Source organism: Rufibacter sediminis (assembly GCF_014269285.1).
GTDB classification, from domain to species: Bacteria; Bacteroidota; Bacteroidia; order Cytophagales; family Hymenobacteraceae; genus Nibribacter; species Nibribacter sediminis.
In genome coordinates, this window is sequence record NZ_JACOAF010000021.1 from 175,675 (window position 1) to 189,875 (window position 14,201).

General features: G+C 53.1%; 13 protein-coding genes. 3 read left to right on the forward strand and 10 right to left on the reverse strand.

What is annotated here, in order from left to right; genetic code table 11:
• Positions 1-25: 25 nt before the first annotated feature.
• The 8 genes from H7U12_RS09045 to H7U12_RS09080 form a co-directional block, all read right to left on the reverse strand.
• Positions 26-739 carry a hypothetical protein gene (locus H7U12_RS09045; protein ID WP_255897480.1) on the reverse strand — a complete coding sequence of 238 codons (714 nt, stop codon included), beginning with the start codon at positions 737-739 and terminating at the stop codon, positions 26-28.
• Between the two features lie 482 nt (positions 740-1,221).
• Positions 1,222-2,553, reverse strand: a complete 1,332-nt coding sequence (locus H7U12_RS09050; RefSeq protein ID WP_186636275.1) for an efflux RND transporter periplasmic adaptor subunit — start codon at positions 2,551-2,553, stop codon at positions 1,222-1,224.
• Entirely contained in the window at positions 2,550-3,905 is a 1,356-nt protein-coding gene (locus H7U12_RS09055) for an efflux RND transporter periplasmic adaptor subunit (RefSeq protein WP_186636278.1), read from the reverse strand. Before H7U12_RS09055 ends, H7U12_RS09050 begins: the two co-directional genes overlap by 4 nt.
• Complete coding sequence (locus H7U12_RS09060) at positions 3,883-5,133, reverse strand: TolC family protein (protein WP_186636281.1); 1,251 nt, start codon at positions 5,131-5,133, stop codon at positions 3,883-3,885. The genes H7U12_RS09055 and H7U12_RS09060 overlap by 23 nt, the downstream gene beginning before the upstream one ends.
• Positions 5,120-7,012: an efflux RND transporter permease subunit gene (locus tag H7U12_RS09065; RefSeq protein WP_186636284.1), complete on the reverse strand. Its 1,893-nt coding sequence runs from the start codon at positions 7,010-7,012 to the stop codon at positions 5,120-5,122. Before H7U12_RS09065 ends, H7U12_RS09060 begins: the two co-directional genes overlap by 14 nt.
• On the reverse strand, positions 7,005-8,282 hold the full coding sequence (locus H7U12_RS09070) for an efflux RND transporter permease subunit (protein WP_186636287.1): 1,278 nt from the start codon (positions 8,280-8,282) through the stop codon (positions 7,005-7,007). Before H7U12_RS09070 ends, H7U12_RS09065 begins: the two co-directional genes overlap by 8 nt.
• Before the next feature lie 54 nt (positions 8,283-8,336).
• The gene (locus tag H7U12_RS09075) at positions 8,337-8,633 is read right to left on the reverse strand and encodes a heavy metal-binding domain-containing protein (protein ID WP_186636290.1); all 297 of its coding nucleotides are present in this window, start codon (positions 8,631-8,633) and stop codon (positions 8,337-8,339) included.
• 292 nt (positions 8,634-8,925) lie between these two features.
• Positions 8,926-9,315: a hypothetical protein gene (locus H7U12_RS09080; protein ID WP_186636293.1), complete on the reverse strand. Its 390-nt coding sequence runs from the start codon at positions 9,313-9,315 to the stop codon at positions 8,926-8,928.
• Between the two features lie 470 nt (positions 9,316-9,785).
• On the opposite strand from H7U12_RS09080, the gene H7U12_RS09085 reads away from it, so the two are divergent.
• Both H7U12_RS09085 and H7U12_RS09090 read left to right on the forward strand, forming a co-directional pair.
• On the forward strand, positions 9,786-10,013 hold the full coding sequence (locus H7U12_RS09085; RefSeq protein WP_186636296.1) for a hypothetical protein: 228 nt from the start codon (positions 9,786-9,788) through the stop codon (positions 10,011-10,013).
• 162 nt (positions 10,014-10,175) lie between these two features.
• On the forward strand, positions 10,176-10,340 hold the full coding sequence (locus tag H7U12_RS09090) for a hypothetical protein (protein ID WP_186636299.1): 165 nt from the start codon (positions 10,176-10,178) through the stop codon (positions 10,338-10,340).
• Positions 10,341-10,492: 152 nt separating this feature from the next.
• Here the strand turns inward: H7U12_RS09090 and H7U12_RS09095 are convergent, their stop codons facing one another.
• Positions 10,493-11,515: an alcohol dehydrogenase catalytic domain-containing protein gene (locus H7U12_RS09095; RefSeq protein WP_186636302.1), complete on the reverse strand. Its 1,023-nt coding sequence runs from the start codon at positions 11,513-11,515 to the stop codon at positions 10,493-10,495.
• Positions 11,516-12,338: 823 nt separating this feature from the next.
• Here H7U12_RS09095 and H7U12_RS09100 point away from each other — a divergent pair.
• Entirely contained in the window at positions 12,339-12,584 is a 246-nt protein-coding gene (locus H7U12_RS09100; RefSeq protein ID WP_186636305.1) for a hypothetical protein, read from the forward strand.
• A 274-nt stretch (positions 12,585-12,858) separates the two neighbouring features.
• Here the strand turns inward: H7U12_RS09100 and H7U12_RS09105 are convergent, their stop codons facing one another.
• Entirely contained in the window at positions 12,859-13,968 is a 1,110-nt protein-coding gene (locus tag H7U12_RS09105) for a PAS domain-containing sensor histidine kinase (RefSeq protein ID WP_186636307.1), read from the reverse strand.
• Positions 13,969-14,201 lie beyond the last annotated feature (233 nt).

Sequence of the window (14,201 nt, forward strand, 5' to 3'; positions counted from 1 at the left end):
CAGCCAGCCAGAAAATCGACAGGAATTACCTCCTCTTCTTTTCCGTTCTGAAAGAGGGGGAAGAAACAAAGTACAACACAAACCCGGATAGCACCGTTATCAGCCCGAAAATAGAAAACGCCTTCAAAAGAACGTTCCCGATGTTGTCGCGGCCCTGAAAGTCCATGGTGTGCAGCATCCAGAGGAAATCGAACACGCGCCATTGGTTGTGCCGGATGGTCTGGAAAGTACCCAACTCCGAAGAAACATACACCGTGCAGTTGGGCTCCTGAAACATGACGGCCCAGGCAGGCAAGGGCTTCTCGCGGTACTCATGGTGGGTGCCCACCTCGGTCAGGTACTCCACTTTCTGGATGCGGGCCGGGTCTACCACGGTATTCCGGGCAATCTGCACGGCTTCGGCTTTGCCCAGGGGCGAGATCAGTTTGCCGGTGGCAGCATTCGCCAGCTGTACTTTCACCTCTGCACCGGCTGCGTGACTTGTCCCGTGGGAGCTTCCCTGCTCTGGAGCGCTCTGCCGGGCCTTGGTGAAATACCTGATCTGGTACGTGGGCACGCCCAGAATTTCTATCAGTTGGATGGAGCTGATGGAGTCTACCGGCGTGGTGGTTTGTAGCTCCTGCAAGGCCACCTGCGGAGAGGCCAGGGGAATAGCGGCTGGCAAATAGCGCTTCTCTTTCCGGAGATGATCTCCGTGCACGCGGTCAAGGTCATTCCAACTGAAGTACAGTCCTCCCACAGTCCAGAACAGAAACTGCCCCCCAGCACCACCCCGAAATAGCGGTGGAACTTGCGTATGAAGTAATGTTTGCTTTTCGCCATTGCGCAGCAATATACGACAAGAACAGGTACGTACCCGCACTCCCGTTTCAGGCCTGATTTCCCAAAAACATGCCCAAAACCCAGCCCCCTGATGGGCAGCAGGAAAGCTTCTGTTATCAGGGCGTTACCTTACAGACTGGAAGCAATCCATGGAAGTGTCTGCCGAGGGCGAGAGTGGCCCAGTTGATGGGCTGCTCCGGTTACTGGTTTTGCCTTCTTTTGAAAATTTGAGGCCGAAAACTTCCGCAGAAAGAAAACCTCCCTTCCAGTACCTCGAGTTAAAGGCAGGACCTTCTTTCATGTGGAAACTTGTTTTTCAATCTTTAAAGAAACAGTCTACCTCAGATCAACTAAAACCCTATGTTTTAGCGGCCTTTTCAAGAAAACAAGCTTAAAACGTCAGTGGCTGTGCCCGGCCATGGGGTCTGCTCCTTTCTTCAGAACAAACTCGCTGTTGAGCAGATACGCACCGGTGACTACCACGGTATCTTTGGCGGTAAGTCCACTGGCAATGGCTACATGTTGGGCGCTTTCCTCCCCCAAAGTCACTTTTCTGGGATTGAAGGTATTTTCACCGGTTTTCACCCAAACGTGGGCACCCTTGGCATCTCGGATGACGGCCTCCAGCGGAAGGGTCAGTTGCTGGCTTTGGGCCGCGGGCAAGGTAATGGTGGCCTGGGTTCCGGCAATCAGATTGCCTTGGGGATTGGGTATCTGGGCACGGGCCACTACTACCTGGCTGTTCTGCCGGTACTCGGGGTTGACAAAGGAGATTCTGGTTTTGATGGGGGCTTCTACTCCGGGCACTTTTACCTCTACCGCCGAACCTACTTTCAGCTGCCTGGCTTCCTGGGCGTACAGTTCCGCTTCCACCCAAAGAGCGGAGAACCGGCTCACCCGGTACAGCGGACTCCCTTCGGCCACATACATGCCTTCAGAGGCGGCAATCTCGGTGATGGTACCCGAGGCGGGTGCTACAAACGTGATGCGGGTATCAAAGCGACGGGTTCGGCGTAAGCGGTTGATTTGAGCTTTGGTAAGGCCTGTCAGCAAAAGTTTCCGTTCAGCGGCATCCAGAATGGAGGCGAACTGCTTTTCCCCCGGAAAGGCTTTCACCTGGTCTATGGCCAGCAGATACTCCTGCTCTAGGGTCAGCAGGTTTTCACTGTAGAGATCGTAGAGCGGTTGCCCCCGCCGGATGGGCTGCCCCGTTTCTTTCACGTACAGGCGTTCTATCCGGCCGGCGGCCCGGCTGCTAATCAAATCTGCCTGGGTTTGGTCCACCACCAGCCGGCCGGTTAAAACCGTGTTCGATCCCACCTGGCCCGTTTGCACTGCCCGGGTAGTGATATTCCCCAGCTTGATCTGGTTATCGCTCAGCATGATGCTGTTTTCTTCCGCACCACCCGCGGTTTGCTTCTGCACCGGCACCAGGTCCATGCCACAAATGGGGCAAGAGCCCGGTTTCTCTTCCACTATCTGCGGGTGCATGGGGCAGGTGTAAGAAGTAGCAGGCTCTTTCTGAACGGGTGGTTTCGGGACGGCCACTAAGTCCATTCCGCAGATAGGGCAAGAGCCGGGAGTGTCCTGTACAATCTGGGGGTGCATGGGACAAGTAAACGAGGTACCTTCCGCCGCCGTTTCCCCCTCCTGGTGCGCATGCTGCTCCGTGCAAGAGATCAGGAAGAGCACGGCCACTACTAGTAAAATAAGATTCTGAAGCTGTTTCATCTGTTGTTGTCGGCGATCCGAATAAAACTTTCACTGTCTACCAGGAACTGGGCATTTTCGGCAATCTCATCCTGAACGGTTAAGCCTTGCAGGACTTCTACCTGCCCGTTAGCCCGTTGCCCCACCTGCACGGAAACCGGCTTGAATACGCTGTTCACTTTCAGGAAAGCCACGGATTGAGTGCCTACATCCAGCACGGCATCATCGGGTACCCACAAGGCGGAACCGGTGCGGTAGCTGGCCTTGCCTGTCAGCAACTGCCCGATCAAAGTAGACTTGTCCTGCGCCGGAAGCGAGGCCCGCAACCGGGCGAAGTTCTCCCCTGCGTCATACACCGGCTCAATCAGATTGACGGAGGACCGGACGGAGTCGCCGGGCAGTTGGTTGAAAAAGATGGTGACGGGAGTGCCTTTGCGGAGTTGATTCACCTCATTGACGGCTATGTTGAACTGTGCCCACACCTGCGAGGCATCTATCACTTTCAGCAAGGTTTGGCCCGTTGTCACATACATCCCTTCCCGGAGCACAAAGCCAGCATTCTGCGCCGAAGCCGTTGCCGGACTGCCGCTCCCGCTTGTAGCAGGAGAGCCGCCGCCCATGCCGCCCATCCCCTCGCCGCTGCCACTTCCAGCCGCGGGGGGGCCCGGAGATGCCGTAGTAGCCGCCGTCACTGAAGGGTCCAGCACGTACCCACTGTAGGGGCTGTACACCGAGAAGATGTAATACGCCTTGCCCGAACGGGCGAGTTGCTTGATCTGTCCTTCGGTGGCACCCAGCAGGCGTAACTTCTGTCGGGCTCCCGCAATAAGTGCCGTGTTTCCCGGATCATGCTGCAAAAGGTAGAGGAGTTCTTTCTGGGCCGTGACCAGTTCAGGACTGTAGATGTCATACAGCTTCTGCCCTTTCCTGACCGGCTGGAAGTTGAATTTCACGTACAGTTTTTCAATTCTACCCCCAAAACGCGCCGGAATCAAATACTGCCTCCGGGTGTCATACGCCACCACGCCGCTCATCGTGATCACCTGCTCCACCTGCTTCTCCACCGGATGAGTTGTCCGGATGGAGGAAACCACCGTCTGGTTGGCGGGCTGTAGCAGGTAGTTTAAGTCTGAGGTGACTTCTACCGCCGGGGCGTTCTCCGTTTGCTTGGACACCAGATCCATGCCGCAGATGGGGCAGGAACCGGGTTTGTCCTGCACAATCTGCGGGTGCATGGGGCAAGTGTATTCCACTTGATGGGCGACGGCGGAAGTTTCTGTTTTAGGGCCGTTTTTGTCTTTACAGGCCCAAAACGTAAAGGGTATCATTGCCACCATCAGCGCCAGCGCCTTATTTCTCCAGTTCTTTCTCATACTTTACGCCTATCAGGTAGAGTTGCTCTAGGTTGTTGAGGTATTCCAGTTGCGCCATGTTCAGGGCTTCCCAGGCATCAATCACCAGGGGCAACTGGCTGGTATTCTGCTCATAGCTCAGGAGCGTGGTTTCATAGTTGCGCCGCAGGGCCGGCACGATCTTCTTTTCGTAGTTCTGCACCTGCGTGCGTTTGGTTTGCAGTTCCAGCGCCATGCTGGCCACCATGTTGCGGGCCTCGTTCAGGAGATTCTCTCGGCCTTTCTGCATCCCTTGAATTTCCAGGCCGATGGCTTTCTGGTTCGATTTGTACATTTTGGAAGACCAGGGCGCAATAGGAATGGAAACCATGCCCATGATGGTAAATACCTGCGGCATCATTTTGTCGCGCGGGATCATGTTCTCAAACCGAAGCCCGAAATCGGGTTTCCGCTGGGTGTTCTCCAGTTGGAGGTTGAGCTGCATGGAGGTAATGGTGCGGTCTATCTGCCGTATGTCGCTGCGGGCGGCACGCAAGGAAGCCGTATCGGGTAAGATGGCGGCTTGCGGGGCCATCACCGTGGTATCAATGCGAAAGCGGCTTTCCGGCGGAAGGTTCATGAGCATGTTCAGCTGGATGTTCTTCATCTCCACCTCACTGTTGGTCATCACCAGCATGTTCTCCACTTCGCCCAGGCGGCCTTCGGCTTTGTAGATACTGCCTAAAGAGCTTTGGTTGTACGGGTAACGCACCTTGCTCAGCTTGAGCATGAACTGCATGATGCGCTGGCTTTCCAGGAGCACGGCTTTCTTCTTCTCCAGCACCACCCACTGGTAATAAGCGGTCTTGGCCTGCGCCCGAAGCTGGTTGAAGGTAACATCGCGTCCGGCTTCCTCTATTGCCGCCCGGGAGAGCTGGTATTTCTCACGGGCTTTCAGTTTGGCGGGATTGGTGATGTCCTGCTCCACGGCCGCCATCAGCATGCCTTTGTCGCGGTCTTCCATGATCTCCTGACCCGGGTAAGGGTACATGAAAACCCCGGCCCCCACCATTGGGGCCATCTGGCTTCGGGCTCCCTCAGCCATGGCGTTCTGGGCCTGGGCCCGGTAGTCAAATTCCTGAAGCATGGGGTTGTTCCGGGAAATCCGGTGGAGGACAGAATCCAGCGGGAGAACCGGGGTCTGCGCCCTGGCCGCTGTTCCCAGCAGCAGCAAGCCTCCTATGCCTATGTATCGTCTAATGCTTGACATCGTAAATCTCAATTTTACCGTGTTTTCTGAGCTCGTACTCTTTGGTCATTTCAAACACCACCGGCGTCACCAGCAGAATGTGAATGGAGGACGTGAACACGCCGCCAATCAGGGGCAACACAATGGGCAGCATCACGTCTGTGCCTACCCCCGTAGCCCACAGCACCGGAATTAAACCAAACAGGGAGACCGACACCGTCATCACCTTAGGCCGCAGCCGCTTAGCCGCTCCCCGGAACACGTATTCCCGGATATCCTGCTTGGTGATGGTCTGGCGGGAATTTCCTTTCTCGGCTACCAGTTGGTTCATGGATTCGTTCAAGTACACCACCATCACCATAGCCGTTTCTACGGCTAACCCGAATAGCGCAATGAAGCCCACCGCCACCGCCACCGAGAGGTTGATGCCGTAGAAATACACAATGAACACGCCGCCAATCATAGCGAAGGGAATTGTGATCAGGTTGAGCAGCGCTTCCTTAAATGACTTAAAGGAAAAGTACAGGATCAGGAAGATAATGATCAGCACCAGTGGGATGATCAGCTTCAGCGTCTGGTTGGCCCTGATCTGGTTTTCCCACTGCCCGCTCCACTCCAGGTGATAGCCGTTGGGGATGCCGGTCACTTGCTGATTGATGGTGTTGATGGCCTCCTGCACGGTGCTGCCCAGATCCCGGTCCCGCACGTTGAACAGAACCGCGCCGCGCAGCTGGGCATTCTCTGAGGTAATCATGGGCGGACCATCCACAAACCGGACATCGGCCACGGCCGAAAGCGGCACGGTTCCGTTGGTCCCTGACTGCAGGGGAATGCGCCGGATGCGGTCCAGGCTGTTGCGGTATTCCTGGGCCAGGCGCACGTTGATGGAAAAGCGCTGCCTTCCTTCAATGGTGTTCCCGATGGGCGTGCCCCCCAGCGCCGACTCCACAATAGAATTCACATCATCCACTGACAGGCCGTAGCGCCCCAGTTCCTCGCGCCGGGTCTGGATTTCCAGGTAGCGGCCGCCTGACACCGGTTCTATGTAGAGGTCTTTGACCCCGGGTACTGCCTGAAGCGCATTGCGCACCTTCTCTGACACCACGGCAATGGAATCCAGGCTTTGGCCGTACACCTTCACCCCCACATCCGTCCGGATGCCCGTGGCCAGCATGTTGATGCGGTTGATGATGGGTTGGGTCCAGCCGTTGATCACGCCCGGAATCTGTAGTTTCTGATCCAACTCCGCAATGATTTTGGCCTTGGTCATGCCCTCGCGCCACTCAGATTGCGGCTTCAGCAGGATGATCGTCTCAATCATGCTGATGGGCGAGTTGTCAGTGGCGGTACTGGCCCGGCCAGCTTTGCCCAGCACCTGGTCTACCTCCGGCAAGGTTTTGATGATCTTGTCCTGCACCTGCAAGATGCGCTTGGCTTCTGAATTAGAGATATCTGGCAGGGTCACCGGCATAAACAGGATGGAACTCTCGTCCAGCGGCGGCATGAACTCAGACCCCAGGCGCAGCAGCATGGGAATACTGATCAACAGGGCCAGAATGTTGATCCCGATGGTGGTTTTCCGCCACTCCAGGCACCAGCGCAGAATGGGGCCGTACACCCGCTCCAGGCCGCGGTTAATGGGATTGCTGGTCTCGGGCTTGAACCTGCCTTTGAGTAAGAGGGTCAGCAAAATGGGCGTCACGGTAATCGCCACAAAGGCGTCCACGATGAGGATGAAGGTCTTAGTCCAGGCCAGCGGACTAAACAGCCGCCCTTCTTGCCCGGTGAGCAAAAAGACAGGCAAAAATGAGGTGATGGTGATGATGGTGCTCCAAAACACACTGGGCCCCACCTGCTGGCAAGCCTTCTCTATGATTGACAGGCGCTTTTGCTTATCCATGGTTTTCAAGGGTTTGGGCATCGGCCAGGTGCCGGTAGGCATTCTCCACCATGACAATGGCATCGTCTACAATCACGCCAATGGCCAGGGCGATTCCGGTGAGCGACATGATGTTGGAGGAAATGTCAAAGGCATTCAGCAGGATAAACCCGATGGCCACCGACAAAGGCAACTGAATGATGATGATGAGGGCGCTTCGCCAGTGAAAAAGGAAAAGGAAGACCAAAACAGAAGCTACCAGCATCTCCTCAATCAGGGTTGCCTTTACAGAGTTCACGGATTCATTGATGAGGCCGCTGCGGTCATAGACAATGTTGAACTTCACGCCTTTGGGCAAACCGGCGGAGACTTCCTCCATTTTGGCTTTCACGTTGGCAATCACCTGCTCGGCGTTCTCGCCGTAGCGCATCACCACAATGCCGCCCACGGCTTCGCCCTCGCCGTTCAGATCGAAGATGCCCAACCGGCTTTCGCCGGACATCTGTACCGTGCCGATGTCGCGCACCAGTACGGGGATGGTGTTCTGGGTGACCAGCGGAATCTGCTCAATCTGGGCCGCCGACTGCAAATACCCGGTGGTTTTGATGATGTAGCCCATGTCGCTCATCTCAAACTTACGGCCGCCGCTCTCGTTGTTGTTGGCCCGCACCGCGGCGATCACCTGCGGCACCGAAAGGTTGTAATAGGTCAGTTTATTAGGGTCCAGGGTAATCTGGTACTGCTTCTGAAAACCGCCAAAAGAGGCGATCTCGCTCACGCCGGGCACATTCTGCAACGCAAATTTCACGTACCAGTCCTGCACCGCCCGTTGCTCGCCCAGGTCCATACCCGGCGCATCCAGGGTGTACCAGAGAATATGTCCTACGCCGGTTCCGTCTGGCCCCAGCGTGGGAATGGCTCCTTCGGGCAGTAAGCGGTTGGCGTAGTTGAGGCGCTCCAGCACCCGTTCGCGGGCCCAGTAGATATCGGTCTGGTCCTCGAAGATGATGTAGATGAAACTCATCCCGAACATGGAAGTGCCCCGCACATACTTCACCTGGGGCATGCCCTGCAGGTTGGCCACCAACGGATAAGTCACCTGGTCCTCTATGATCTGCGGACTGCGGCCCATCCACTCCGTGAACACGATCACCTGATTCTCAGATAAATCAGGAATGGCGTCTACTTTGTTCGTGGCCACGGAATACACGCCCCAGCCAAACAAACCGGCCGCTACCAGCAGCACGATCATCCGGTTACGGAGCGAAAAGGAGATTAATTTACCTATCATAACAGGAAGGAATAATCCTCCCAGCTTTAGTCACCGGGAGGAGTCAGTAAGATCTTAGTGTTGGTCGCCCTCCTGGTGCTGGTGCTCCTGGGCGGCAGCGGCGGAATCCAGCGTTTGACCAGGCTTCACTTCCTCCAGGAACATGCCGCATTTGGGACATTTGCCTTTCTCAGCGCTCACCACCTCGGGATGCATCGGACAGGTATAAGACACGCCGGCCACTGGCTGGCCCGCTTGGGTTTGAGTTTCGGTTTGCTCTGTGGTTTTCGGATCTGATCCAGAACTGTTGCACGCTGAAAAGAACGCCATCCCGAAAAAGGCCACTACAAAGTTTGCTTTCAATGATTTCATATAAATGGTTATTTATGAAAGAAGTAAATACCGGATTACCTGCTGGAACTCATGGCTCCGACAGAGATAAATTACAGCCATAAGCACTCTCGCCAAGCGGAGGCGTTTTTAGGCTATTTTTCAGAAAAGGAGGCGAAAACGTCACATCAGGCCGCACCTACAGGAAAGCAGGCGAGTTGAGAAAGCGGCACGAACCACTTAACGTCAGAGAGAAACTGAGTTGATGTAACGGTGCAGAAGGCGTCTGCCAGAAAATGGGAATACAGCCCGCTTCTGCGAAAGAAGCGGAAAACTAAAGCAGGAAGGTTTGATGAAGAATGCCGATGTCTCTGCCGGTAGGCGGAGGTGGCAAAGTCACATAAGGAAGCGTCTCCAGCAATAACGGCCGAATGCGTTGGGTAAAGCTGGGGTATTGCACCGGAACCGCCGCGGAGGCTACTTCCTGCTGACTCGAAGAAGTGAAAGTACTCTGGGAAGCTACGTTCAGTTGAATCACACAAGCCGTCTCACTGCAGGGGGCTTTCTGCTTTTTTGCGGCCTTGCTGCAGCAGCAGTCCGGCGTCATGGAAAGACTGACCGCTCCGCTTTTTTCATCGCCCGCGCAACGCATGGTATTCACCCGGAAACCCATGGAGCCCATCAGCAGGGCTACGATCAGGCTAAAGTGAATAAATTTCTGCATTGCCTTCATGGCGCGAGGTTTGTTTTTAGCTTGTTTTCAGAAAATGAGCCCGAAAGCGCTATCCCTTCAGGTTAGGCAAAAGTAAGGACATTTCCTGAGCTGGTGTTATACAATTATAACCCAGTGTTATATAAGTTTGTTTTCCCTAAACGCAAACCAACGAACTTTTGGCTGTGCCTTTCCGAAATTTTCTCAGGTTTTGTGCAAGTCTGCTACCTAGCAGGAACATTGCCCCTTCCATATCACCATAAGCTTTGTTCTATTAGATGTTCTTGTCTCAAAGCTACTCTGTCCATGCCTGAAAGCTTTCCAAAACCGAAAACAGGATCTAGGGTAAATCAGCGTTTCAAGTTCGTTTTCAGAAAAGGACCTGAAAACGGAATAAAGGCAAGTTTCCTTGATATTCATGAATTATGCTCACCTTTGTGGGAGGTTGCACTCTTACACCCGGTAGCACTCCCGAATTAATTATGGAACAACGCGTCATTACCGTATTAAGTCGGGTAGAATACCCGAAGCCTGGCAACAACCAGATGTCTTCCAATGATACCACCCATCAGATTGCACAATTCCTGAATAACGGCTTCAAGATACAGAGCGTCTCCACCCAGCTCAGATCGGGGATTGACGAAGGCACCCGGCAGAACGCCATCCTGGCCACTACGTACCTCCTGATCCGGGAAGATAGCCAGTCATAGGGTACAGCCCCACGTCTTTAAGGGCTGAACTGGTAAGAGTATCTTCTAATCAGTTCCACTTATTTTTAGCGCTCTTTTGGAACGGAGAGACGCTTCCCGAATATAAATCGTCTATTTCTGCCGGAAAGCGTTTTATTGAAGACTTCTGTCGTATCTTTCAAGATGATAGAAAACCAATACCCAGAAGGGTCAACCGTTTACGCGAAAGTGAATCCGGATGTAAAATTAACCGTGCGCCGGTATGCCAGACGGATCTACTACTGCACCGTCCAGGATAAACCCTCCCACAAAGAAATGGTCTATTATGACCGGGAGCTTCTCAAGTAGATACTTGAGTGCTTTGCTTTAGAAGCCTCTCGCTAGACGCCTATATTTTATAGCAGACGCACTCCTCAGAAATAAAGAAGAAGTCACCAAACTTGCGAGGGCAGTTCTGGTGACTTTTTGTTTTTACCCGGATAGATCCTTCTGATCAGGAACTACACCGTCACCACAACTTTGCCAATGGTCTTTCCGCGCTGAAACAGGTGAATGGCGTCAGGTAGGACATCGAACGGAAAGATGTGCCCTATGTGCTGGGGCCGCAGCTGTAGTGCCTGCAGTTCCTCCAGCAGCTGGTGCAGGAGCTCAGTCTGTTCATAGAGGTAGATCAGGTTAAACCCCATCAACGACTTGTTCTCCGTAGGCAGGCGCAAAGGATCAATCTTGGGCCGTTTCAGGAATTTCCACACGAGCCGAGGGTAATTGGGTCTGGAGCTGTGGCTGGAGAAACTGGCGTTGCCGTACACCACCATTCGGCCCATTGGCGCGAGGACTTTCCAGCCCTGTTTCAGGATTTCGCCCCCAATACACTCCAGAATCAGGTTCAGCGGAAGCCCATCCAACGCCTTCTGCAGCTTTTCCGGGAAAGCCCCATCCCGGACAATCACCGTCTGATAGCCTTCTTCGTTCAGCAGGAACTCCACTTTGTCTTTCTGGCCCACGGTGCCAATGGTAAAAGCCTCGTACTGCTGGCAAATACGGTTGGCCAAAATCCCCACGCCGCCTGCGGCGCTGTGAATGAGCACGGTCATGCCCTTCCGGAGATTGCCTAATTGGGTAAGCGCGTAATAGGCCGTCAAGCCCTGTACCAGAAACCCGGCCCCTTCCTCAAAGCTCCAGGAGTCTGGAAGACGGGTGACATACTGGTGATGAATATTAATATGTGACACATAGCCCCCAAATTTGGTCACGCCCATCACCCTATCGCCTACTTTCCACTCCGTTACCTCCGCGCCCACCTGAATAATTTCTCCGGAAAACTCCAGCCCCGGAATGAAACTCCCTTTAGGCGTAGCGCTGTACAAGCCTTGCATGGCAAAGATGTCGGCGAAGTTGAGCCCGATGGCCTTTACCTGAACGCAAACTTCCTGGGCCGCGGGCGTTTCCAGGGCTTCCCGCCGCAGGGTGAGGTGGTGAATGGAGCCCGCTTGGGGCATGCGGTAAACCAGGCGTTCAGGCATAAGATAGCAGCGGTTGAAGTTGGCATTATTTTTTCTTGCAGAACGTAGTCGGCCCCGTTAGGTTCTTCCTTGCTTTAGTGAACTACTGCTGACCAGAACAGAGGTCATCTACCGGCCGCTACATCCAGGCAAAGGGAATTACCAGCAGGTTTACTTATGAGTTTATGATAGAAGACGAAAGACTTGAATAAAAGCGAATTACCTGACAGGATTTGTTTGTATTTGACTTTAATAAATACAATATTGTTAGCATAAAAAAAGTAGCACGCAATTTGTAGTACATTCTGCATGGAAAATTACGCGAAGGAACAGGTATCAAAGGAGGTACTAGAAATTATCTTGATACATTACACGCCAAAACTTACCTCTCAGGTGTTTTCCCTGTTTGATATATCCATGACCTATTATTTTCCCTATGAAGAACGGCTTGGAAGTGTCTGCAACCCAGTAGCGTACATTATCCAGGAAAATGCCAAAGATTCGTGCTACATCCTGGCCAGTCAGGCGACAGATGCCAGCAGATAGCGAGAGCGTAGTTTCCAAGAACAGGTGCGTTCCTTAATTATGCTCCTTGCTCTAAAGGTTCTTTTCCGCTGAAAGAGAGGAATAGTTGAGAGAAGAAAAGCTTGACGTTTTAGGGCGGTTTTCCAGAAAAGAAGCCTTAAACGAAGGCAGAATAAAGAACACGAGTTCACTCCCTTTTTCAGTAAGGCCTTTCTGTTCAAGAAGGATTTCTGGGAAAGAAACAGAGACGTTTCCGCTGAAAAGGAAGCACTGAAATAACCAACCGAGAGAGTGCTGTTAATTTATAGAAGGAGTCACCATGGAAAACAAAGACACCATCCTCTCTGCTTTATTGGTGAAAGTGGAGGGATTTAAGGACCCCCACGATCATCCTACGCCAGCCGAGGACATCGCTAAAATCATTGCCCTTCCGCTACCCCATGTAATCAGCGTCTCGCGGGAACTAGCCGAGGAAGGTTTGGTAGCTATTTGCTCCTTTCCGGATATTCCCCTGCTTTACCTGACCAAAACCGGCGTGAGCCGCGCTCGCCGGATGGCCTCTTAATCGCAGCAGAAAAAAGCGCCCTTTTCCTATTGGTATAAACAGACGCGATTCCTCCAACTCCGCCCAGCAAGCAAATTGAATATTTGTTCAGGAGATGAGCAGCAGCAGCTTGCAAGCTTACATTCATTGCAGAAGCCTTCTATAAGAAGGCCAATTACCCATCTTTACTTCCAGTTCCGTTTGAAGTCAATTTACTACAGCTGCGTTTAGAGGCTTCTTTTACCAAAACACCCCGGAAACACTTTCCTAGCGAAATACCAGCGACTTAAAAAGCTTAGATAGCTGGCCCCAACTTGTTCTGTTTTTTAGGGATTCTGATGTAGAACGTAGTTCCCTGGCCTTCGGCGCTTTCAAACCAGATTTCCCCGTGGTGCCATTCTATGATGGTTTTCACGATGGACATGCCCAACCCCACTGATTTTTCACCCTTCAAACCGGGTCTGCGGGCTTCAGTGAATTTCTCGAAGAGAATTGGATGGTACTTGGCCGGTATCCCCACCCCGTTATCCGCGACGGTGACCAGCACCGAGTTTTCCTCCTCTTCCAGACGGACGTTGATGATTCCATCGTCTGCTGTGAATTTTAAGGCGTTGGAGATTAAATTGGTGATGACCTGCATAAATTTAAGGTCGTCAAGCTCGGCGTACACCTCGTCGCTGCTGGAGGTAAAGGAAACGGTTTTGGTCATTAACTCGCCGCCCACAATCTTATATTCTTCCAGCGCCTCCCCCATTTTCGCCACCATATTTACCCGGCGGGTGATCAGTTCGGTGTGCGAAGATTCCAGAAACTCCTGGTTCATGAATTCCCTGAGCAGTTCTGAGCCATGTTTGCTCATGCGTTCAATCAGGCGGAGAACTTCCTGGGTTTCCTCTTCTTCGTGGGCGTTCAACTGCTCGGCCAGCAGCTCAGAGAGGTTCTGGATCATGCCCAGCGGTCCTGCCAGGTCATGGGCCAGGATATTCAGCACCGAGTTTTTCTTGTTGGAGTAGCGCTTCAGGTGATCATTGTACACCCGTTGGAGGGTGACATCCTCCACATGCCCAATGACCAGGTTTCCGGCGGCTCCTTCAATGGCCGAGGCTTTCACGCACACCCACTGCTCTTGCCGCTTGGGAAGCTGCACCCGGAACTCCAACAACGTGAGAACCTTCCGGCTCAGCACATGGGCCAGCCTGTCCAGAACATACGACTGGTCCTCTTCATGAACCAAGCGCAATAAACTCGCCGGAGCCGTGCTTTCCTCCGCCAAGGGGAAAGACTCCTGAAAAGCCGGACTTCGGTAAGTGAAGTGAGTTCCTCCTTCTGCATAAGCAAAAAAAGCTTGGCCGGTTTGTTCTATCAGAGCGAGGTTTACGTCAGGAAATTCACGAATGGATGACATGGATTATGATTTGGCGGTTTTTACGGATGCCTACGCACTTTCGTTCACAAGGCAGCTCGCGCATATTTAAGCAAAGTAGCTATATCTCGCGCAGTTTACTTATTTAAGCGAATATGGCTTCTTTTTATAAAACTACCCTTAAAACAGGTCACTTTTATTATCTTAATCTCCTACACGCTGTTCAAATAACTGCGAAGAGTAGCACATTTTTCAATGGCTGACCGAGGTAAGTG

Coding starts and splice junctions, on each gene's coding strand:
- H7U12_RS09060 (WP_186636281.1), bottom strand. CDS start 5,133: ATGTCAAGCATTAGACGATACATAGGCATAGGAGGCTTGCTGCTGCTG.
- H7U12_RS09080 (WP_186636293.1), bottom strand. CDS start 9,315: ATGCAGAAATTTATTCACTTTAGCCTGATCGTAGCCCTGCTGATGGGC.
- H7U12_RS09050 (WP_186636275.1), bottom strand. CDS start 2,553: ATGAAACAGCTTCAGAATCTTATTTTACTAGTAGTGGCCGTGCTCTTC.
- H7U12_RS09055 (WP_186636278.1), bottom strand. CDS start 3,905: ATGAGAAAGAACTGGAGAAATAAGGCGCTGGCGCTGATGGTGGCAATG.
- H7U12_RS09100 (WP_186636305.1), top strand. CDS start 12,339: ATGGAAAACAAAGACACCATCCTCTCTGCTTTATTGGTGAAAGTGGAG.
- H7U12_RS09070 (WP_186636287.1), bottom strand. CDS start 8,282: ATGATAGGTAAATTAATCTCCTTTTCGCTCCGTAACCGGATGATCGTG.
- H7U12_RS09065 (WP_186636284.1), bottom strand. CDS start 7,012: ATGGATAAGCAAAAGCGCCTGTCAATCATAGAGAAGGCTTGCCAGCAG.
- H7U12_RS09085 (WP_186636296.1), top strand. CDS start 9,786: ATGGAACAACGCGTCATTACCGTATTAAGTCGGGTAGAATACCCGAAG.
- H7U12_RS09105 (WP_186636307.1), bottom strand. CDS start 13,968: ATGTCATCCATTCGTGAATTTCCTGACGTAAACCTCGCTCTGATAGAA.
- H7U12_RS09090 (WP_186636299.1), top strand. CDS start 10,176: ATGATAGAAAACCAATACCCAGAAGGGTCAACCGTTTACGCGAAAGTG.
- H7U12_RS09075 (WP_186636290.1), bottom strand. CDS start 8,633: ATGAAATCATTGAAAGCAAACTTTGTAGTGGCCTTTTTCGGGATGGCG.
- H7U12_RS09095 (WP_186636302.1), bottom strand. CDS start 11,515: ATGCCTGAACGCCTGGTTTACCGCATGCCCCAAGCGGGCTCCATTCAC.